This is a genomic window from Pseudomonas sp. GYB4201, assembly GCF_056312595.1.
Window position 1 is genome coordinate 1 of the sequence record NZ_JBWGIG010000037.1, and the last position, 20,552, is coordinate 20,552.

Consider the following 20,552-nt stretch of genomic DNA (forward strand, 5'->3'; position numbering starts at 1 on the left):
GCCGCCCTGGGCCGCGATGCAGGCGACGCCAATTCAGAGGCAGGTCAACTGCCGGCCGCGCCACTCGAACGGCGCCGGTGCCAGCACCTGGTCAATCTGCGCCTCGGCCCACACCTGGGCCATGGGCTTGCCCACGCCGGGGTGCAGCACATCCGGCGCAATCAACGCCAGCGGCCACAGCACGAAGGCGTTCTTGAGAATCTCTGCCCGGGGCAGCACCAGGCCGTCGAAATTGCCTGCCAGGTCGCCGTACAGCAGCACGTCGATGTCCAGCGGCAAGCCCCTGCGCTCCGGCGCATAGCGGCCGTTGTCGGCCTCGATGAACTTCAGCCGGCGGTCCAGCTCGATCAACGGCAGGTCGGTCAGCGCGCTGACCACCAGGTTGAAGAACGGCCCGCTCTTGATGCCCACCGGCTGGCTTTCGAACACCGCCGAGCAGTGCATGTCCTGGAGGAAGCCGGCCAGCGCATCGAGGCCGGCGCACAGGTGCGCCTCGCGGTCGATGTTGCTGCCCAGGCCCAGGTAAATCCGCGTCAGCGACATCCGCGCTCGATCTCCACGCCAACGCCCTTGGCGGCCGCAACGGCGCCAGGCTTGGTCAGTTTCAGGTGCAGCCAGGGAATGTTGAATTCGCTCATCAGCACCTGCGCCAGGCGTTCGGCGAAGGTTTCCACCAACTGGAACTGGCTGGCCTCGGCAAAGGCCTGGATCCGCGTGGAGACACTGGCGTAATCCAGCGCCAGGGTCAGGTCGTCGCCTGCGGCGGCCGGGCGGTTGTCCCAGGCAAAACTCAGGTCCAGGCGCAGGCACTGACGGATGCCACGCTCCCAGTCATAGGCACCGATCACGGTGTCGACTTCCAGACCTTCGATAAACACTCTGTCCAAGCACTTCTCTCCGCAGCACGACAAGGGCGCAATGCGCCGTTAGAATCAGGGGCGTCCTCGCCCGGAATAGTTAGCATGTTTTGGTTACTGGCGATTCTCGCCTACCTGCTCGGCTCGCTGTCCTTCGCCATTGTGCTTAGCCGCGTGACCGGTAACCCTGACCCGCGCATGAGCGGCTCCGGCAACGCCGGCGCCACCAACATGCTGCGCCTGGCCGGCAGGAAACTCGCCATCCTCACCCTGCTGGGCGACCTGTGCAAGGGCCTGCTGCCCGTGCTGGTGGCCCGCCTCGCCGGGCTCGACCTGCAAGCGCAGGCCTGGATCGGCCTGTGTGCGGTGCTCGGCCACATGTTCCCGCTGTATTTCCATTTCCAGGGCGGCAAGGGCGTGGCCACTGCCGCCGGCATGATCCTGGCGCTCTACCCGCCCGCCGCGTTGCTGGCAGTGGCCGCCTGGGCGCTGACGTTCTACCTCACCCGCACCAGCTCGCTGGCCTCATTGATCGCCACGCCCCTGACCCTGCCATTGCTGGCCTGGCAGGAGCCCGAGGCGCTGCTGCCCATGAGCGTGCTGACCCTGCTGATCGTGTGGCGCCACCGCGGCAACCTGCGCGACCTGCTGGCCGGCCGCGAACGGCATTTCTGAGCCCGGCGAGGGTTACAGCGCCGGCAATTGCTCCATGGGCCAGCGGGCCTGCACGCTGATGGCCAGGCTTTCGTGCTGGCCGGCCTGCAGGCGCTGGCAACCGGCGTAGGCGATCATCGCGCCGTTGTCGGTGCAGAACTGCGGGCGCGCGTAGAACACCTTGCCGTTGAACTCGCCCAGCATGCTGTCCAGCGACTCGCGCAGGGCCTTGTTGGCACTCACGCCACCGGCGATCACCAGGCGGCTGAGGCCGGTCTGTTTCAGGGCACGGCGGCACTTGATGGTCAGAGTGTCCACCACCGCCTGCTGGAACGCCAGCGAGATGTCGCTACGGGTCTGATCGCTGTCGTCCCCAGCTGCCTGGCAGTGCTGCCAGGTGTTCAGGGCCGAGGTTTTCAGGCCGCTGAAGCTGAACGTCAGGCCTGGGCGATCGGTCATCGGCCGCGGGAACGTGAACCGGCCGGGCACGCCCTGGGCGGCCATGCGCGCGATCTCGGGACCGCCCGGGTAATTGAGGCCGATCATCTTCGCGGTCTTGTCGAACGCTTCGCCAGCGGCATCGTCCAGGGTTTCGCCCAGCAGCTCGTACTGGCCAATGCCGTCGACGCGCACCAGCTGGGTGTGGCCACCGGAAACCAACAAAGCGACGAACGGGAACTCCGGCGGTTGTGCCTCCAGCATGGGCGCCAGCAGATGGCCCTCCATGTGGTGCACGCCAAGGGCCGGGATACCCCAGGCGAACGCCAGCGCCTGGGCGCAGGACGCCCCCACCAGCAGCGCACCCACCAGGCCCGGGCCGGCGGTATAGGCAATGGCGTCGATCTCGGTGGCCACGCAGTCGGCCTCGGCCAATACCTGGCGGATCAAGGGCAGCATGCGCTTCACGTGGTCACGGGAAGCAAGCTCGGGCACCACGCCGCCATAGGCACGGTGCAGGTCGATCTGGCTGAACAGCGCGTCGGCCAAAAGCCCGCGTTCGCTGTCATAGAGGGCGACGCCGGTTTCGTCGCAGGATGTTTCCAATCCCAGTACTAACATGGGTCATGGCCTTGTTGAGGCTGAATTCGAAGGCGCGCATGATAGTCGCCACTCAGGGCCCCGGCCAGCGGTTTTCGATCAGAGGCTTTGCATTCCGGGCGGGTAAGGGTTAACATCCGCAACCCTTAAAAACCGACGTACTTCAGCGCATGTTTTTGCCATTGGCACGTCGATCCCGGTAATGAATGAAGGTAGCTCTAGATGCCAGCCGTCAAAGTTAAAGAGAACGAACCCTTCGACGTAGCTCTGCGTCGTTTCAAGCGCTCCTGCGAAAAAGCCGGTGTACTGGCTGAAGTTCGTAGCCGCGAATTTTACGAGAAGCCGACTTCCGAGCGTAAGCGCAAAGCAGCTGCTGCTGTTAAGCGTCACGCCAAGAAAGTTCAGCGCGAACAGCGCCGCGCCGTTCGTCTGTACTAATACAGACTGCGTCGCAAGCTTCTGCCTCGCCCGGCCCAAAGCCGGGCTGCCGGCAGTTGTTGCTGTTGCAAGAGCCGTTGTTGCAACACCCCGTTCTGGCCTGGCCCGAGCGGATGCCGAGGTCGCCTTGTGCGCCGAAGCAAACCTGCCTGAAACGTCAGACCTGGCCTCATCGCCAGCGTGCACGTCAGAACTGACGAGCCTTCACGGGCTGCAGACGAGCACACCCCCTTTTTCCTGTTTTCAACGTCCCGCTTCGACACCAGCCCCGGCTGATCGGATGCGACGCCGTTTCCGACAAACAAACAGGAAGGCGACACCGGCACCACGACCGGCGCACAGTTACACTCCAGCAATGCTTCCTAGCCTGATGATGAGAGAACCATGGCCGGGCTGATTCCCCAGGGCTTCATTGACGACCTTCTGAACCGCACCGACATCGTCGACGTGGTGACTTCGCGCATCCAGATGAAAAAGGCCGGCAAGAATTATTCTGCCTGCTGCCCGTTCCACAAGGAAAAGACCCCCTCCTTCACCGTCAGCCCCGACAAGCAGTTCTACTACTGCTTCGGCTGCGGCGCCGGCGGCAACGCCCTCGGCTTCATCATGGACCACGACAACCTGGACTTCCCCCAGGCCGTGGAGGAACTGGCCAAGGCCGCCGGCATGGAGGTGCCCCGTGAAGAAGGCGGGCGCGGCCACAAGCCCCGGCAGCCTACCGACTCGCCGCTGTACCCGCTGCTGACCGCCGCCGCCGAGTTCTATCGCCAGGCGCTCAAGGGCCACCCGGCGCGGCGCGCCGCCGTGGACTACCTCAAGGGCCGCGGGCTGTCGGGTGAAATCGCCCGCGACTTCGGCCTGGGCTTCGCCCCGCCGGGCTGGGACAACCTGTTCAAGCACCTGGCCAGCGACACCCTGCAGCAGAAGGTGATGATCGACGCCGGCCTGCTGATCGAGAACGCCGACTCCGGCAAGCGCTACGACCGCTTCCGCGACCGGGTGATGTTCCCCATCCGCGACAGCCGCGGCCGGGTGATCGCCTTTGGCGGCCGAGTACTGGGCGACGACAAGCCCAAGTACCTGAACTCCCCGGAAACCCCGGTGTTCCACAAGGGCCAGGAGCTGTACGGCCTGTACGAGGCGCGCAAGCACAACCGCAACCTCGACGAGATCATCGTGGTCGAGGGCTACATGGACGTCATCGCCCTGGCCCAGCAGGGCCTGCGCAACGCCGTGGCGACCCTGGGCACGGCCACCAGTGAGGAACACCTCAAGCGCCTGTTCCGCGTGGTGCCCAGCGTGCTGTTCTGCTTCGACGGCGACCAGGCCGGCCGCAACGCTGCCTGGCGCGCCCTGGAAGCCGCCCTGCCGAGCCTGCAGGACGGCCGCAAGGCACGCTTCCTGTTCCTGCCCGAGGGCGAAGACCCGGACACCCTGGTGCGCGCCGAAGGCACCGACGCCTTCAAGGCCCGCATCAACCAGCACGCCCAGCCGCTGGCCGACTATTTCTTCCAGCAGCTGACCGAGGAAGCCGACCCGCGCTCGCTGGAAGGCAAGGCGCACATGGTCACCCTGGCAGCGCCGCTGATCGACAAGGTGGCCGGCGCCAACCTGCGCCAGCTGATGCGCAACCGCCTCGGTGAAATCACCGGCCTGAGTGGCGAAGCCGTCAAGCAGATGGCCCAGAGCGCCCCGGCCGAGGCACCGCCACCCAGTTACGACCCGGGCTTCGACTACGACTCGGTGCCCGACTACAGCCCCGACTACAGCGATTTCCACGCCCAGCACGCGCCCCAGGAATTCCAGCCGCAACAGCAGCAGGCCTGGACACCCAACAAGGGCGGCGGCAAGAAAGACTGGAAAGGCAACAAGGACTGGAAGGGCAAGGGCGGGCGCAATTTCGAGCCCCGGGTGCCGCCGCGCGTGCCGACTTCGGTCGAGCCGCCCACCCTCAGCGCCCTGCGCACCCTGCTGCACCACCCGCAGCTGGCCGAGAAGGTGGAGAACGCCAGCCACTTTGCCGACGAAGAGCACGTCTACGCCCAGCTGTTGGTGGCCCTGCTCGAAGCCCTGCAAAAGAATCCTAAGCTACGCTCTCTACAGTTGATCGCGCGTTGGCACGGCACCGAGCAGGGCAAGCTGCTGCGCGCATTGGCCGAGAAAGAGTGGCTGATTGATGCCGATAACCTTGAACAACAGTTTTTCGACACCATTACTAGCTTGTCCGCTCGCCAACGCGAGCGCTGCCTGGAACATCTGCTCAGGAAAGCTCGTCAAAGTGAATTGAGCGCAGAAGAGAAAAATCAGCTGCGCGAGCTGTTAACTCGCAATGTTCACGCACAAACCCCGACCTCAACTGGCGCGTGAGGTCCTAGCTCGGGTATAATCCTCGGCTTGTTTTTTGCCCGCCAAGACCTTCAGTGGATAGGGTGTTATGTCCGGAAAAGCGCAACAGCAGTCTCGCATCAAAGAGTTGATCACCCGCGGTCGTGAGCAGGGCTACCTGACTTACGCGGAGGTCAACGACCACCTGCCAGAGGATATTTCAGATCCGGAGCAGGTGGAAGACATCATCCGCATGATCAACGACATGGGGATCAACGTATTCGAGAGTGCTCCGGATGCGGATGCCCTTTTGTTGGCCGAAGCCGATACCGACGAAGCCGCAGCTGAAGAAGCTGCCGCGGCGCTGGCGGCCGTGGAGACCGACATCGGTCGCACCACCGACCCGGTGCGCATGTACATGCGCGAAATGGGTACGGTAGAGCTTCTGACCCGCGAAGGCGAAATCGAAATCGCCAAGCGCATCGAGGAAGGTATCCGTGAAGTGATGGGCGCAATCGCGCACTTCCCTGGCACGGTCGACTACATCCTCGGCGAATACGATCGCGTCACCAGCGAAGGTGGCCGCCTGTCCGACGTTCTGAGCGGCTACATCGACCCGGACGACGGCATTGCGCCGCCAGCCGAAGTCCCGCCGCCGATCGACACCAAGGCGCCTGCCAAGGCCGAGTCTGACGACGAAGACGAAGAAAGCGAAGGCAGCGACGACGAGGAAGAGGCCGAAAGCGGTCCGGACCCAGTCGTGGCCGCCCAGCGCTTCGGTGCCGTGTCCGAGCAGTTGGACATCACCCTGAAGGCGTTGAAGAAGCACGGTCGCGACAGCAAGCAAGGCATCGCCGAGATGCTGGCCCTGTCCGAGCTGTTCATGCCGATCAAGCTGGTGCCAAAGCAGTTCGAAGTGCTGGTAGAGCGCGTTCGTGGTGCCCTGGACCGCCTGCGTCAGCAAGAACGCGCCATCATGCAGCTGTGCGTCCGTGACGCCCGCATGCCGCGTGCCGACTTCCTGCGCCTGTTCCCCAGCAACGAAGTCGACATGACCTGGGCCGGTGACCTGGCCAAGCGCAGCACCAAGTGGGCCGAAGCACTGGGCCGCCTGAACGCCGACATCGTGCGCTGCCAGCAGAAGCTGGTCGACCTGGAGACCGAAACCGGTCTGACCATCGTCGAAATCAAGGACATCAACCGTCGCATGTCGATCGGTGAGGCCAAGGCCCGCCGCGCGAAGAAAGAGATGGTTGAGGCCAACCTGCGTCTGGTGATCTCGATCGCCAAGAAGTACACCAACCGTGGCCTGCAGTTCCTCGACCTGATCCAGGAAGGCAACATCGGCCTGATGAAGGCGGTGGACAAGTTCGAATACCGTCGCGGGTACAAGTTCTCGACGTACGCCACCTGGTGGATCCGTCAGGCCATTACCCGTTCGATCGCCGACCAGGCGCGCACCATCCGTATTCCGGTGCACATGATCGAGACGATCAACAAGCTCAACCGTATTTCCCGGCAGATGCTGCAGGAAATGGGTCGCGAACCGACCCCGGAAGAGCTGGGCGAACGCATGGAAATGCCTGAGGACAAGATCCGCAAGGTGCTGAAGATCGCCAAAGAGCCGATCTCCATGGAAACCCCGATCGGTGACGACGAAGACTCGCATCTGGGCGACTTCATCGAAGACTCCACCATGCAATCGCCGATCGACGTGGCGACCGTGGAAAGTCTGAAGGAAGCCACCCGCGAAGTGCTCGGCGGCCTGACCGCACGCGAAGCCAAGGTGCTGCGCATGCGTTTCGGCATCGACATGAATACCGACCACACGCTGGAAGAGGTCGGCAAGCAGTTCGATGTAACCCGTGAGCGGATTCGTCAGATCGAAGCCAAGGCGCTGCGCAAGCTGCGCCACCCGACGAGAAGCGAGCACCTGCGCTCCTTCCTCGACGAGTAACACCAGAACCCCCGGCCCTGCCGGGGGTTTTGCATTCTGCCGTTATTCCCCCGCGCATGCCGTCTACACTCGAAGAACCTTTCCCGGTGCAACGAGGCCCACATGCGCGTGCTGCTATTGCTGCTCCTGCTGTGTTGGACAGCAACAGCCGATGCCCTGACCCTGACCGATCAGGAAAGGGCCTGGCTCAAGGACCATCCCGAGTTGCGCCTGGGCGTGGATGCGTCGTGGCCACCGTTCGAGTTTCGTGACGCCAGCGGCCTTTACCAGGGCCTGGCCGCCGACTACATCCACCTGGTGCAGCAGGCGCTGGACGTCAAGCTCACCCCCATCGAACCCACCAGCTGGACCGAAGTGCTGCACCTGGCGCAGAAAGGCCAGGTGGACCTGCTGCCGGGCGTGATGTCCACGCCCGACCGCCAGACCTACATGGCGTTCACCCGCCCCTACCTGGATTTCCCCATCGTCATCCTGGCGCGCAAGAACGGCGCCCAACCGCGCAACCTGACCGATCTCTACGGGCTGAAGGTAGCCGTGGTGGAGAACTACGCCCCCCACGAACTTTTGCGCACCCACCACCCGGACCTCAACCTCGACCCGCAGCCCAACGTCAGCTCGGCCCTCGAAGCCTTGGCCACTGGCCAGGTGGACGCCGTGGTGGGCGACCTGGCGTCCAGCGTCTGGAGCCTGCGGCAACTGAAACTGCAAGGCATCTACGTCAGCGGCGAGACGCCCTACCGCTACCAGTTGGCCATGGGTGTGCCGGCGGACGAGAAAATCCTCGTGGGCATCCTCGACAAGGCCCTGGCCAGCCTGACCCCGGCGCAACTCAACCAGATCCAGGAGCGCTGGGTGGGCCAGGTCATCGATCATCGCACCCTGTGGCATGACTACCTCACCTACGGCCTGCCCGCGCTGTTGGCCATCCTCGCCGTGCTGGCCATCGTCATCCGCATCAACCGTCGCCTGAGCTCCGAGATCTCACGGCGGGTGGCCCTGGAACAGGAGCTGCGCGCCAGCGAATATCATTACCGCGGGCTGGTGGAAAGCCTGTCGGCCATTGCCTGGGAAGCGCGCACCAGCGATTTCACCTACAGCTATGTATCGCCCCACGCCGAGGCGCTGTTGGGCTACCCGCTGACGGACTGGCTGAAACCGGGCTTCTGGCGCAGCATCCTGCACCCCGCCGATGCTGCAAGCGCCGAGACCTACTGCACCCGCGAGACCGAGGCCGGCCATGATCACGTGGTCGACTACCGCGTGGTCACGGCGGACGGCCGCCACCTGTGGGTGCGCGATATCGTCAGCATGATCCGCCAGGGCCACCAGCCGGTGATGCGCGGCCTGATGATCGACATCAGCGAGATGAAGCGCACCGAGGAAGCCCTGCGCCAGTCAGAGCAGAAGTTCGCCTCGGTGTTCCGCCAGTGCCCCGACATCCTGGTGATCGCGCGCCTCAGCGATGGCTGCCTGCTGGAGGTGAACAAGGCCTTCGAGGAGCAGATCGGCCTGTACGCCACTGACGTGGTGGGGCGCACCGCCACCGACTTGAACATCTGGGGCATCGACGGCGCCGGCCCGGGCCTGCTGCAGCGGCTGCAGGCGGGCAGCATCCGCAACCTGGAAATGCCCTTCCGGCGCAGCAACGGCGACATGTTCACCGGCTTGATCTCAGCCGAACCCTTCGAGTTGGACACCATCCCGGCGCTGGTGGTGGTGGTGCGCGACATCAGCCAGCTGAAGGAAACCCAGAGGCAGCTGCAGATCAGCGAGGAAAAGTTCGCCAAGGCCTTCCACGCCTCGCCCGATGGCATGCTCCTGACCCGCCAGCGCGACGGCGTGCTGCTGGAGGTGAACGAAGGCTTCACTCGCATCAGTGGCTACGCCAACCATGTGTCCATCGACCACTCCACGCTCGATCTGGGCCTGTGGGTCGATCTTAACGAGCGCAAGCGCCTGCTCGACATCCTCGAACGCGACGGTTTCGTACGCGATTTCGGCTGCCTGATGCGCCGCAGTGATGGCGCCATTCGCCTCTGCGAGGTGTCCACCAGCCCGCTGCCCATCGGCGGCGAGCCGTGCATGCTGACCATTGCCCGTGACATCACCGACCGCCACCTGATGCAGGAAAAGCTGCAACTGGCCGCCACCGTGTTCGAGAGCACCGCCGAGGGCGTGCTGATCACCGACACCCGCCAGCGCATCACCGCAGTGAACCGCGCCTTCACCGAGATCACCGGCTACAGCGAAAGCGAAGCCCTGGGCGCCACCCCTACCCTGCTCGCCTCGGGCCAGCACGACAGCGCCTTCTACGTCGCCATGTGGCACCGCCTGACCGCCGAGGGCCATTGGCAGGGCGAGATTCACAACCGGCGCAAGAACGGCGAGCTCTACCCCTGCTGGCTGACCATCAGCGCCGTGCGCAACCCCGACTCGGCGCTGACCCACTTCGTGGCCGTGTTCGCCGATATCTCCAGCCTCAAGCACGCCCAGGCCCGCCTCGACTACCAGGCCCACCACGACCCGCTCACCGGCCTGCCCAACCGCACCCTGTTCGAAAGCCGCCTGCAGGCCTCGCTCAACCGCGAGCACGACGTCAGCGGCCAGGGCGCCGTGCTGTTCCTCGACCTGGACCGTTTCAAGCACATCAACGACAGCCTCGGCCACCCGGTGGGCGACCTGCTGCTCAAAGGCATCGCCCAGCGCCTCAAGGAACAGGTGCGCGACATCGACACCGTGGCGCGCCTGGGCGGCGATGAGTTCATCATCCTGCTGCCTGGCCTGCAGCAGGCCGCCGATGCCGAGCACATCGCCAACAAGCTGTTGGCCTGCTTCGCCGCGCCGTTCCAGGCGGGCGAGCACGAGTTCTTCACCAGCGCCAGCATCGGCACCAGCCTCTACCCCCAGGACGGCACCGACGTGCCCACGCTGATCAAGAACGCCGACGCCGCCATGTACCGCTCCAAGGCCAAGGGCCGCAACCGCGTCGAATCCTACACCCGCGACCTCACCGCCCAGGCCAGCGAGCGGGTCGCGCTGGAACATGAACTGCGCCGGGCCATCGAGCGCGGCGAACTGAGCCTGGCCTACCAGCCCAAGTTCAGCGTGCACGACCACAGCCTGGTCGGCGCCGAGGCGCTGATTCGCTGGGCCCACCCCACCTTCGGTGACGTGCCCCCCGAGCGCTTCATCCCGTTGGCCGAAGAGAACGGCATGATCCTGCAGCTCGGCGACTGGGTGCTGGACCAGGCCTGCCGCCAACTCCATGCCTGGCAGCAGCTGTACGACGGCTTCGGGCCGCTGTCGGTCAACCTCGCCGGCGGCCAGTTGCGCCAGCCCAACCTGCTCAAGCGCATCGACCAGCTGCTGCGCCAGCACCACCTGGACCCAGGCTGCCTGCAGCTGGAGATCACCGAGAACTTCATCATGAGCCAGGCCGAGGAGGCGCTGGCGGTGCTGCACGACCTCAAGCGCCTGGGCGTGCAACTGGCCATCGATGACTTCGGCACCGGCTATTCCTCGCTCAGCTACCTCAAGCGCTTGCCCCTGGACATCCTCAAGATCGACCAGTCCTTCGTCCGCGGCCTGCCCGCCGACCCTCATGACGCCGCCATCGTGCGGGCGATCATTGCCCTGGGCCGCAGCATGCAACTGACCGTGATCGCCGAGGGCGTGGAGAACGACGACCAGCAGCAATTCCTGGCCCGCGAGGGCTGCGAACAGATCCAGGGCTTCATCTACAGCCTGCCCCTGAACGCCGACGAATTCGCCGCGCGGTTTCTTCGTATGCGTCTTTGCGACTTTTCGGATGGCACTGGCGCGAAACCGTCGTTATAATCCGCGACCTACTGGGGGCCTATAGCTCAGTTGGTTAGAGCAGGGGACTCATAATCCCTTGGTCGCAGGTTCGAGTCCTGCTGGGCCCACCACCTACGAAAAAGCCGCGCATCTGCGCGGCTTTTTGCGTTTCAGGCCAACGCTTTTCAGCCCAGCTGCTTATACGCCCTACCCGTCTTGTGCAGCGCTTGCTCCAGCGTCAACGGCGGCACCCACCCCAGCAACCGTCGCGCCTTGCCCGAATCTACCTGCAGCGAGGCGCACAAGGTGGTGTACATATTCTGCTTGCCCGCCAGCCTGGCCCCCCACCGCATCAGCCCATCGGGCACCGGCACCAGCCGTGGTGAGCGGCCCATGCTCGCGGCCAGGTAGCGGACGATCTGCGCCGTGGAGGCATCCTCGCCATCGGAGATCAGGAACAGCTGGTTGCCCGCCGCCGGGTGGCGGGTGCACAGCACGATGAAGTCCACCAGGTTCTCCAGGGCCACCATGCTGCGGCGGTTGTCCACCGCTGCGAACGGCAGTGGCAGGCCGGAGTCCACCAGCTTCAACAGCCGCGGGAAGTTGCGCCGGGCGTGGGCGGCATAGATCAGCGGCGGGCGGATGATGACCACGTCCATGGTCGTGCCCTGCGCCAGCGCCCGCAGGCCCTCCTCGGCTTCGAACTTGGAAATGGCGTAGTCGCCGTCCGGCACCGGTACCGAGGCTTCGTCAAAGGGCGTGCCGGTGGTGAAGGAGCCATTGACCCCCACCGAACTGATGAAGATCAGCCTTCGCACGCCGGCCGCCAGTGCCTGGCGCGCCAGGGCCAGGGTGCCTTCGAGGTTGGTGCGGCGGTATTCGGCCAACGGGTCGGGACTGGTGTCGCCCTGCAAGTTGAGGCGCGCGGCGATGTGCACCACTACCTCGATGCCCTGCAAGGCGCCGGACCAGTCGGTTGCAGCGGCGATGTCGCCCACGGCAACCAGCGGCACGGGCCCTGTGCCCGCTGAACGGCTGGTGCCCAGCACCTGGTTGTCGGGCTGCGCTGCCAAGGCCTCGCAGACGGCCTGGCCGAGGAAGCCGGTGGCCCCCGTGACGAGTATGTTCATGGCGCTCCTGAAACCTGTTGATTGAAAATCATGATCCACGTTCCTGCACGCCCACCTCGGTGGCCACCTTCTCGGGGGCGCGGTGCGCCAAGCGTGCGCCCAGTTGCTGGCCCTTCAGCTCCACGTAGCGATAGGTGAGCATGGCCAGCCCTACCACCATCAGCAACACCGCCACTGCCAGCAGGTTGTTGAGCAACACGCTGCCGGTGTCCACGTAGCGCTTGGGGCCAATGGACGGTGCGAACGGCGTGCCGGTGAGCTTCTGCAGCACCATGAAGCAGGACACCACGCAGAACCACACTGCCGCGTGGGTCATGTAGATGGAGTAGGAAACCTTGCCGACCAAATGAAAGACCCGACCCTGCAACAGTCGGGAAACGGCACCACCGTCAAACGCATACACAACCACCACCGCGCAGAACAGCACGCGGGCCAGCGGCATTTTGTTGTCGAGGCTGGAGATGAGTAACGCCACCACCAAGGCCACGGACAGCAGTTCAAGCCCGGTGAAGCAGGCGAAACCGACGCGGATCCGGGTGCTCAGCCGGCGGTAAACCATGTAGGCCAACGCCCCGCCGAAGAAACACAACAGCCCACGCAGGGCCTTTGGCGTCAGCCCGCCGAGTTCCAGGTACAGCGCCAGCGCGGCCAGCGCGGCGATGGCTGCCCAGCCCCACAGCCGCGCGCTGCCACGCAGCAACAACGCCGCCAGGAACACCATGTACATGTAGTACTCGACGCTGATGCTCCAGGCCGGATAGTTGAACGACAGCGCTTCGGTAAAGCCGGTCCACGACTGGACCAGCAGGGCGTTGGGCAGTATTTCCGAGAGCGCGGTGGCGCCGCTGAACGGCTTCGAGTTGAACGCGAGCCCCTTGCGCCAGGCAATCGCCTTGCCCACCTCCAGCGCAATGAACACCAGCAGCATCACCCAGTGCAGCGGGAACAGGCGCAACGAGCGCGTGATGAAGAAACGGCTGGAGTCCACGCGGTCCTTGCTGCCGTAGGCGTGGGCCAGCACAAAGCCGCTAAGCACGAAGAAGAACTCCACGAATAGGTCGGCGTTGCGGAAAAACGCCAGCTCGGTGAAGCTGCCCGGCAAGCCAATGTGGTACGTCACCACCGCCAGCGCGAACAGGCCGCGAAAGCTGTCCAGCGCCTGGAACCTGTTTGCGCCTTGCATGGCTGCGCCCCATGTGGAACCTGCAAGCCAAGCGTAGCCGCTCAGGCCTGCCCCGCGCGGCCAATCTTCACGACGTTCATCGGGCAAACAGGTACACTGACGCAGCTGTATCAATGTGTTTCGAAAAAAGAAGACGGTCAAAAACCGCCGCGGTCGCGCCACTGTAGTCGGCACCTTGCCGTAAGCCAGACCTTTTTTCGACCTATCCACCGTAACCGGGACGCGTAATCCCAGAGGTAATCATGGCCTATAGCACTACTTCGCAAACCGACATCTCGATTCCGACCATTCCCCTGGGCGAAATCCTGCCGTGGGCGATTTTCGGCGGCCTGCTGCTGATGCTGGCAATCTACTTCGTTGGCGCCGAACAAGGCGCCACCGCGCTGTTCAAGGGCATGTACGTCCACGAGTTCGTGCACGACGGTCGCCACCTGCTGGGCTTCCCCTGCCACTGATCCCTTCGAGGTGTTTCACATGACTGGTCGTTTACTCGTCAGGGGCATGCTCGTCGGCCTGTTGGCCGGCATCCTCGCCTTCGGTTTTGCAAAAATATTCGGTGAACCCCAGGTTGACCGTGCCATCGCCTTCGAAGAAGGCATGGCGCACATGCACGGCGACGCCGAGGAGCCCGAGCTGGTCAGCCGCGAGGTGCAGAGCACCTTCGGCCTGCTGACCGGCGTGGTGGCCTACAGCGTTTCCCTGGGTGGCATCTTCGCCCTGGTGTTCGCCTACTCCCTGGGCCGCATCGGCAAGGTCGGCCCGCGTGGCCTGTCGGCCCTGCTGGCCCTGGCGGCCTTCGTGGTGCTGATCCTGGTGCCGGAAATCAAATACCCGGCCAACCCGCCGTCGGTAGGCAACCCCGACACCATCGGCCTGCGCACCCAGGTGTTCTTCATGATGCTGCTGGTGTCGGTGGTGGCCGCGGTCATCGCCGTCAACGCCGCGCGCAAGGTCATCGCCGCCTCTGGCGTGTGGGCTGGCGCCATCGCCGGCGTGGCCCTGTACCTGGTGATCATGGCCGTGGCCGGTGCGCTGTTCCCCACCATCAACGAAGTGCCGGCGAACTTCTCGGCCGACGTGCTGTGGAAATTCCGCACCTCGTCGCTGGGCATCCAGCTGGTGCTGTGGACCACCGTCGGCCTGGTGTTCGGGCCGGTGGCGGAGCGGTTGCTGCACCCCAAGGCGCGTTTTGCCCACGCCTGATCCACGCTGCTTGAAGAGAACCGCGCTCCGGCGCGGTTTTTTTATGCCTGCAGTCTCGCCCGGCTACCTCCCCGTAGCCGCTGCCGCAGGCTGCGCCGGCCCTAAGCCTCGACGCAAGCTCTCCAGCGTACGACATGGCCAGCGCAGCCTGCCGGCAGCGGCTACGGAGTGCAATCTGGACAGTGAGCCGATTAGCTGACTTAATCGGCTCACAAAATGAGCCGATTAGGGCGTCATTCAAGCCAGTATGGATGGCATATCCGCCACTACAACATGACCGACCTGCGCACCCTCCCCCTCGACGAAATCGACCGCAAGCTGATCGCTGCCCTGCAGATCAACGCCCGCGAAAGCGTGGCCGTGCTCGCTCGCCAGCTGGGCATCGCCCGCACCACGGTGACCTCGCGCCTGGCGCGCCTGGAAAAAGGCAAGGTCATCACCGGCTACGGCGTGCGCCTGGGCCAGCGCCTGGCCGACGGCGGCCTGCAGGCCTACGTGGGCATCACCGTGCAGCCGCGCTCGGGCAAGGAGGTGGTGCGCCGCCTCAGCGCCATGGGCCAGGTGCAACAGCTGTGCGCGGTGAGTGGCGAGTTCGACTACGTGGCCTGGCTGCGCACCGACTCGCCGGAGCAACTGGATCAATTGCTCGATCAGATCGGCAGCGTCGACGGGGTGGAAAAAACCACTACGTCGATCATTCTCAGCAGCAAGGTCGACCGCGGGCAACCAGTCTGATCATCGCTTTCGTCATATTGCAGCGAATCACGTCATTACGACGACACTCTGCGCCTTAATTACGACACGACCGCTCCCTAAAATGGCTGGCATCCCTTTCCTATACTGAAAGATCCGCTCAGTAGCCGCCCATAAGGTCGACCATGACTCAGCACACCCGCCACCCCGCCGACGGCAAGAAGCCGATCACCATCTTCGGCCCGGACTTTCCCTTCGCCTTCGACGACTGGATCGAGCACCCGGCCGGCCTGGGTGTGATCCCCGCCGAGCACCACGGGGCCGAGGTGGCCATTGTCGGTGCGGGCATCGCCGGGCTGGTGGCGGCGTACGAATTGATGAAGCTGGGCCTCAAGCCGGTGCTGTACGAAGCCTCGAAAATGGGCGGCCGGCTGCGCTCGCAAACGTTCGAGGGCACCCAGGGCATCGTTGCCGAGCTGGGTGGCATGCGCTTCCCGGTGTCCTCCACGGCGTTCTACCATTACGTGGACAAGCTGGGGCTGGAAACCCGTCCGTTCCCCAACCCGCTGACCGCCGCCTCCGGCAGCACCGTCATCGACATCGAGGGCCAGACCCACTACGCCCGCAGCATCGCCGACCTGCCGGCGCTGTTCCAGGAGGTCGCCGACGCCTGGGCCGACGCCCTGGAGGCCGGCTCGCAGTTCAGCGAGATCCAGCAGGCCATCCGCGACCGCGACGTGCCGCGCCTGAAAAGCCTGTGGAACACCCTGGTTCCGCTGTGGGACGACCGCACCTTCTACGATTTCGTCGCCACCTCCAAGGCGTTCGCCAAGCTGTCGTTCCACCACCGCGAGGTGTTCGGCCAGGTGGGCTTCGGCACCGGCGGCTGGGACTCCGACTTCCCCAACTCGATGCTGGAAATCTTCCGCGTGGTGATGACCAACTGCGACGACCACCAGCACCTGGTGGTGGGTGGCGTGGAGCAGGTGCCCCTGGGCATCTGGCGCCATGTGCCGGAAAAATGCGCGCACTGGCCTGCCGGTACCAGCCTCAGCTCGTTGCACCACGGCGCGCCACGCTCGGGGGTGAAGAAGATTGCCCGCGACCCGGACGGCCGCTTCGCCGTCACCGACAACTGGGGTGACACCCGCCATTACGCGGCAGTGCTCGCCACCTGCCAGAGCTGGCTGCTGACCACGCAGATCGAATGCGAGGAGTCGCTGTTCTCGCAGAAGATGTGGATGGCCCTGGACCGCACCCGCTACATGCAGGCGTCGAAGACCTTCGTGATGGTCGACCGGCCGTTCTGGAAGGACAAGCACCCGGTGACCGGCCGCGACCTGATGAGCATGACCCTGACCGACCGCCTCACCCGCGGCACCTATCTGTTCGACCACGGCGACGACAAGCCGGGGGTGATCTGCCTGTCGTACTCGTGGATGAGCGATGCGCTGAAGATGCTTCCGCACCCGGTGGAAAAACGCGTGAAGCTGGCGCTGGACGCCCTGAAGAAGATCTACCCCGACGTCGACATCGCCGGGCATATCATCGGCGACCCCATCACCGTCTCCTGGGAAGCCGACCCGCACTTCCTCGGCGCGTTCAAGGGCGCACTGCCCGGCCACTACCGCTATAACCAGCGCATGTACGCGCACTTCATGCAGCAGGACATGGCGGACGAGCACCGGGGCATTTTCATCGCCGGCGACGACGTGTCCTGGACCCCAGCGTGGGTGGAAGGCGCGGTGCAGACCTCGCTCAATGCGGTGTGGGGCATCATGAAACACTTCGGCGGGCACTGCCACGCGGATAACCCGGGGCCGGGCGACGTGTTCGATGAAATCGGCCCCATCGCCCTCGCCGAATAAGGAGCGCCCCATGCATGTAGCCTTGTGCCAATGCACGCCGCAGCCGCTGGCCGTGATCGACAACCTGGCCCGCCTGCAGGCCCAGGTGCGCGCCGCCAAGGCGCTGGGTGTGCAGCTGCTGGTATTCCCGGAGATGTTCCTGACCGGCTACGACATCGGCGTGGCGGCCGTGCAACGCCTGGCTGAAGCCGCCAACGGCCCGTCGGCCCATGTCATTGCCGGCATCGCCGAGGCCCATGGCATGGCCATCGCCTACGGCTACCCGGAACGTGGCGCCGATGGCCAGCTGTACAATAGCGTGCAGTTGTTCGACGGCCGCGGCAACAGCCGGCTCAATTACCGCAAGACCCACCTGTTCGGCGAGCTCGACCGCGCGCTGTTCAGCCCCGGTGGCGACCACTACCCGGTGGTGGACCTGGACGGCTGGCGAGTCGGCGTATTGATCTGCTACGACATCGAATTCCCCGAGAACGCCAGAAGACTGGCTCTGGGTGGGGCCGAATTGATACTGGTACCCACCGCCAATATGCTGCCATTCGAGTTTATCGCCGACGTGACAGTGCGCAGCCGCGCGTTCGAAAACCAGTGCTTCGTGGTCTACGCCAACTACTGTGGCGCCGAGGGTTCCCTGCGCTATTGCGGCATGAGCAGCATCGTTGGCCCCGAGGGCACACGCCTGGCCGATGCCGGCGCAGGCCCGGCGCTGAGCCATGCGCTGCTCGATAGGGAGGCATTGTCAAATGCACGCCAGGCCAATGATTATCGCCAGGATCGACGCCCCGAGTTGTACCGTCCAATCAGCGCGCAGTAGTCAATATACCGCCAAGTGCCCAGCCCTCATTCCGAGGGCTTTCGTTTTTTTGGCGTCGGTAAATAATCCGTCGCTGGCGCCCGCCCCCAATGCCCTGCAAGCCAGATGGCACGCCGCCCCCAGCAAATACACGGGTGGCGCCCCCCGAAGTTGGGGAAAACAGGGCAAAGCGCCATGAATCGGTGAAAAAGCCAGCAAAACGCCAGCGTCAACTTTCCTACCTCTATACATATCAATAAGTTAACCAGCCCTACCCACCGATTTTACCGGCCGGGCGCATTTTTTGACAAAAGCCATTGACAGCCTGTTGAAGACGGTCGATATATCTCTTCACCCACCGCCAAAAAGTTGTGGGAGAGCCGCACCGAAGAGTACGGCCAGGCAGCAGTCCTGAAGTACTTTGTGTAGTCCTGCCAACACTTAACCTTAATTGCCTTGACTCGCCTTTTCGCGGGTCCGTATGGGTTTTGACAACGCACTGTGCAACAAGCTTGTTTTCACGAGCGGGCGGTAGCTTTGTCCAAATAAAACGTTTTTCGAGTGGGCCGTAAGTGTCGGACCGGGCGGTAGCTTTGCCCACCGAAAGTTGCAAAACAATAAAAGCGTCGTTGTCCCGCCTTCGCGACCTTCCTAATAAAAACCGCAGCGAGTTTGTTGCCATGTCGCCACTGATCCATATCGATGAAGCCACCTCGGCCCGCTTGGTCAATGACATGAACACCCAGGGGCATGCCACCCTGGAGGGCGCCTTGACCGAGGACGGCTTGAACCAACTGCGCGCCTACGTCGAGCAGCAGGCCGCGCGCCACAACAACCAGTACTTCGCCTACCACGGCTACCCGGCGCTGGCCGGCAGTGCCCTGGCGGCCCTGGGCAAGTCCCCGGAATTCAAGGCCATGCTGGCCCGCCTGCACGCCCAGGGCACCGGCCGCGAGGCTGCCAGCGACGAGATCTTCCCGGTGCTGCGTTGCGTGCAGGGCGGCACCGGACGCAAGGAATCCAACGCGTTCCACTACGACGCCACCCTGGTGACCATGCTGGTTCCCATCTTCACCCCCGACCAGGGCGAAGAGCGCGGCGACCTGATCCTGTTCCCCAACCTGCGCAAGGTGCGCTCATGGGTGCTGGTAAATGTACTGGAAAAAACATTATTCCAGAATGCACTTTGCAGAAAGTTCATAAGTGCTTGTATTGATCGAAAAATACTAAAACCAAGCACATTGAGAGTTGTCCCCGGCAACGTGTATTTCTTTTGGGGTTATCGCTCTCTGCATGCCAACCAACCGTGTGACCCGGCGTTCCGCCGTGCCACGGCGTTATTCCACTTCGGCGACCCCCATGCCGGCAGCCTGGTAACGCGGTTGATATTGAAGCTGAACCAGCATCGCGCTCGCAAAGTTGTAGCGCGCACCGATACCCCACTGTCCTGAGTACGCCTTGACGCTGCCACCTTGGGTGGCCCTTGCCGGGAGAATTCCATGATTAACGTGACCAAGTCCTATCTGGGCAACATCGACAAGTTCAAGGCGTACGTGGACCTGATCTACGCCTCGCACTGGATGACCAACCACGGCCCACTGTGCTGCGAGCTGGAAGAGCGCCTGAAAGAGTTCCTGGGCGTGCGCAACCTGATCCTCACCAACAACGGCACCCTGGCCCTGCAAGTGGCCTACCGCGCCCTGGGCCTGAGCGGCAGCGCCGTGACCACGCCGTTCAGCTTCGTAGCCACCAGCAGCACCCTGCAATGGGAAGGCATCCGCCCGGTGTTCGGCGACATCGACCCGCGCACCTGGAACATCGACCCCGAGCAGATCGAGTCGCGCATCGGCTCCGACACCAGCGCCATCGTCGCCACCCACGTGTTCGGCAACCCCTGCGACGTGGAAGGCATCGACGCCATCGCCAAGCGCCGCAACCTCAAGGTGGTGTACGACGGCGCCCATGCCTTCGGCGTGCGCCACGCCGGGCAGTCGGTGTTCAACTGGGGCGACGCCAGCACCCTGAGCTTCCACGCCACCAAGCTGTTCCACACCATCGAGGGCGGCGCCATCGTCACCCAGGACGATGACCTGGCCCGCGAAATCCGCAAGCTGTGCAACTTCGGCATCACCGGCGTGGACCGCATCGAGGGCCTGGGCACCAACGCCAAGCTCAACGAATTCTCCTCGGCCATGGGCCTGTGCGTGCTGGACGACATCGCGCACATCTTCGAGCAGCGCGCCGAGATGGGCCACTACTACGAGGAGAAGCTGCGCGGCCACGTCGACCTGCAAGGCATCGACGACGACAACGACATCAACTACAGCTACTTCCCGGTAGGCCTGCAGAACCAGGCCGAGGCGCTGGCAGTGCGCGACGCGCTGCAGGCCCAGGGCATCAACCCACGGCGCTACTTCTACCCGTCGCTGGACACCCTGGACTACCTGCAGCCCCAGGCCGCCCAGCCACACTCGCGCGGCCTTAGCCAACGCATCCTGTGCCTGCCGATCTACCCGGGCCTGGAGCGTGCCACCCAGGACCAGGTCATCGACACCCTGCTGCGCCAGCGCGACCAGGCGCAGCCGCAGGATGCGTCGCTGGCCCACGCGGTATAACGG

Annotated in this window: 17 protein-coding genes and 1 tRNA gene; 13 read left to right on the plus strand and 5 right to left on the minus strand. The window is 64.2% G+C overall.

Features of this window, described 5'->3' with window-relative positions; genetic code table 11:
• Positions 1-33: 33 nt before the first annotated feature.
• Both folK and folB read right to left on the minus strand, forming a co-directional pair.
• Positions 34-543 (minus strand): 2-amino-4-hydroxy-6-hydroxymethyldihydropteridine diphosphokinase, encoded by a 510-nt coding sequence (gene folK / locus AC0Z2B_RS25990; protein WP_476300516.1) that lies wholly within the window; start codon positions 541-543, stop codon positions 34-36.
• The gene (folB, locus tag AC0Z2B_RS25995; RefSeq protein WP_416427173.1) at positions 534-887 is read right to left on the minus strand and encodes a dihydroneopterin aldolase; all 354 of its coding nucleotides are present in this window, start codon (positions 885-887) and stop codon (positions 534-536) included. The genes folK and folB overlap by 10 nt, the downstream gene beginning before the upstream one ends.
• Before the next feature lie 75 nt (positions 888-962).
• Here folB and plsY point away from each other — a divergent pair, with 75 nt between their 5' ends.
• Complete coding sequence (plsY, locus tag AC0Z2B_RS26000; protein WP_476300518.1) at positions 963-1,532, plus strand: glycerol-3-phosphate 1-O-acyltransferase PlsY; 570 nt, start codon at positions 963-965, stop codon at positions 1,530-1,532.
• 12 nt (positions 1,533-1,544) lie between these two features.
• On the opposite strand, the gene tsaD is transcribed toward plsY, so the two are convergent.
• Positions 1,545-2,570 carry a tRNA (adenosine(37)-N6)-threonylcarbamoyltransferase complex transferase subunit TsaD gene (gene tsaD, locus AC0Z2B_RS26005; RefSeq protein WP_416427175.1) on the minus strand — a complete coding sequence of 342 codons (1,026 nt, stop codon included), beginning with the start codon at positions 2,568-2,570 and terminating at the stop codon, positions 1,545-1,547.
• Between the two features lie 201 nt (positions 2,571-2,771).
• Between tsaD and rpsU the strand changes: the two genes are divergently transcribed.
• The 5 genes from rpsU to AC0Z2B_RS26030 all read left to right on the plus strand — a co-directional run bounded on the left by rpsU (position 2,772) and on the right by AC0Z2B_RS26030 (position 11,198).
• Positions 2,772-2,987: a 30S ribosomal protein S21 gene (gene rpsU, locus AC0Z2B_RS26010; protein ID WP_002551877.1), complete on the plus strand. Its 216-nt coding sequence runs from the start codon at positions 2,772-2,774 to the stop codon at positions 2,985-2,987.
• Between the two features lie 384 nt (positions 2,988-3,371).
• Entirely contained in the window at positions 3,372-5,354 is a 1,983-nt protein-coding gene (dnaG, locus tag AC0Z2B_RS26015) for a DNA primase (protein WP_476300520.1), read from the plus strand.
• 67 nt (positions 5,355-5,421) lie between these two features.
• The gene (rpoD, locus tag AC0Z2B_RS26020) at positions 5,422-7,269 is read left to right on the plus strand and encodes an RNA polymerase sigma factor RpoD (RefSeq protein WP_416427177.1); all 1,848 of its coding nucleotides are present in this window, start codon (positions 5,422-5,424) and stop codon (positions 7,267-7,269) included.
• 102 nt (positions 7,270-7,371) lie between these two features.
• Entirely contained in the window at positions 7,372-11,106 is a 3,735-nt protein-coding gene (locus tag AC0Z2B_RS26025; protein WP_476300522.1) for a bifunctional diguanylate cyclase/phosphodiesterase, read from the plus strand.
• Positions 11,107-11,121: 15 nt separating this feature from the next.
• Positions 11,122-11,198: transfer RNA gene (locus tag AC0Z2B_RS26030), tRNA-Ile, on the plus strand.
• 54 nt (positions 11,199-11,252) lie between these two features.
• On the opposite strand, the gene AC0Z2B_RS26035 is transcribed toward AC0Z2B_RS26030, so the two are convergent.
• Together AC0Z2B_RS26035 and AC0Z2B_RS26040 are read right to left on the minus strand one after the other, a co-directional pair.
• Positions 11,253-12,197, minus strand: a complete 945-nt coding sequence (locus AC0Z2B_RS26035) for an NAD-dependent epimerase/dehydratase family protein (protein WP_476300524.1) — start codon at positions 12,195-12,197, stop codon at positions 11,253-11,255.
• Positions 12,198-12,225: 28 nt separating this feature from the next.
• Complete coding sequence (locus tag AC0Z2B_RS26040) at positions 12,226-13,380, minus strand: acyltransferase family protein (RefSeq protein WP_476300526.1); 1,155 nt, start codon at positions 13,378-13,380, stop codon at positions 12,226-12,228.
• 242 nt (positions 13,381-13,622) lie between these two features.
• Between AC0Z2B_RS26040 and AC0Z2B_RS26045 the strand changes: the two genes are divergently transcribed.
• From AC0Z2B_RS26045 to AC0Z2B_RS26075, 7 genes are all read left to right on the plus strand, one after another.
• Entirely contained in the window at positions 13,623-13,835 is a 213-nt protein-coding gene (locus AC0Z2B_RS26045; RefSeq protein WP_268147755.1) for a CbtB domain-containing protein, read from the plus strand.
• 19 nt (positions 13,836-13,854) lie between these two features.
• Complete coding sequence (locus tag AC0Z2B_RS26050) at positions 13,855-14,583, plus strand: CbtA family protein (protein WP_476300529.1); 729 nt, start codon at positions 13,855-13,857, stop codon at positions 14,581-14,583.
• Between the two features lie 273 nt (positions 14,584-14,856).
• On the plus strand, positions 14,857-15,318 hold the full coding sequence (locus AC0Z2B_RS26055; protein ID WP_416427480.1) for an Lrp/AsnC family transcriptional regulator: 462 nt from the start codon (positions 14,857-14,859) through the stop codon (positions 15,316-15,318).
• Positions 15,319-15,461: 143 nt separating this feature from the next.
• Entirely contained in the window at positions 15,462-17,144 is a 1,683-nt protein-coding gene (locus AC0Z2B_RS26060) for a flavin monoamine oxidase family protein (protein ID WP_476300531.1), read from the plus strand.
• A gap of 10 nt (positions 17,145-17,154) precedes the next feature.
• Complete coding sequence (locus AC0Z2B_RS26065; RefSeq protein WP_476300532.1) at positions 17,155-17,955, plus strand: carbon-nitrogen hydrolase family protein; 801 nt, start codon at positions 17,155-17,157, stop codon at positions 17,953-17,955.
• Positions 17,956-18,614: 659 nt separating this feature from the next.
• A complete protein-coding gene (locus tag AC0Z2B_RS26070) occupies positions 18,615-19,385 on the plus strand; it encodes a hypothetical protein (RefSeq protein WP_476300533.1) in 771 nt (256 codons plus the stop codon).
• Between the two features lie 48 nt (positions 19,386-19,433).
• Positions 19,434-20,549: a DegT/DnrJ/EryC1/StrS family aminotransferase gene (locus tag AC0Z2B_RS26075; protein WP_476300534.1), complete on the plus strand. Its 1,116-nt coding sequence runs from the start codon at positions 19,434-19,436 to the stop codon at positions 20,547-20,549.
• Positions 20,550-20,552 lie beyond the last annotated feature (3 nt).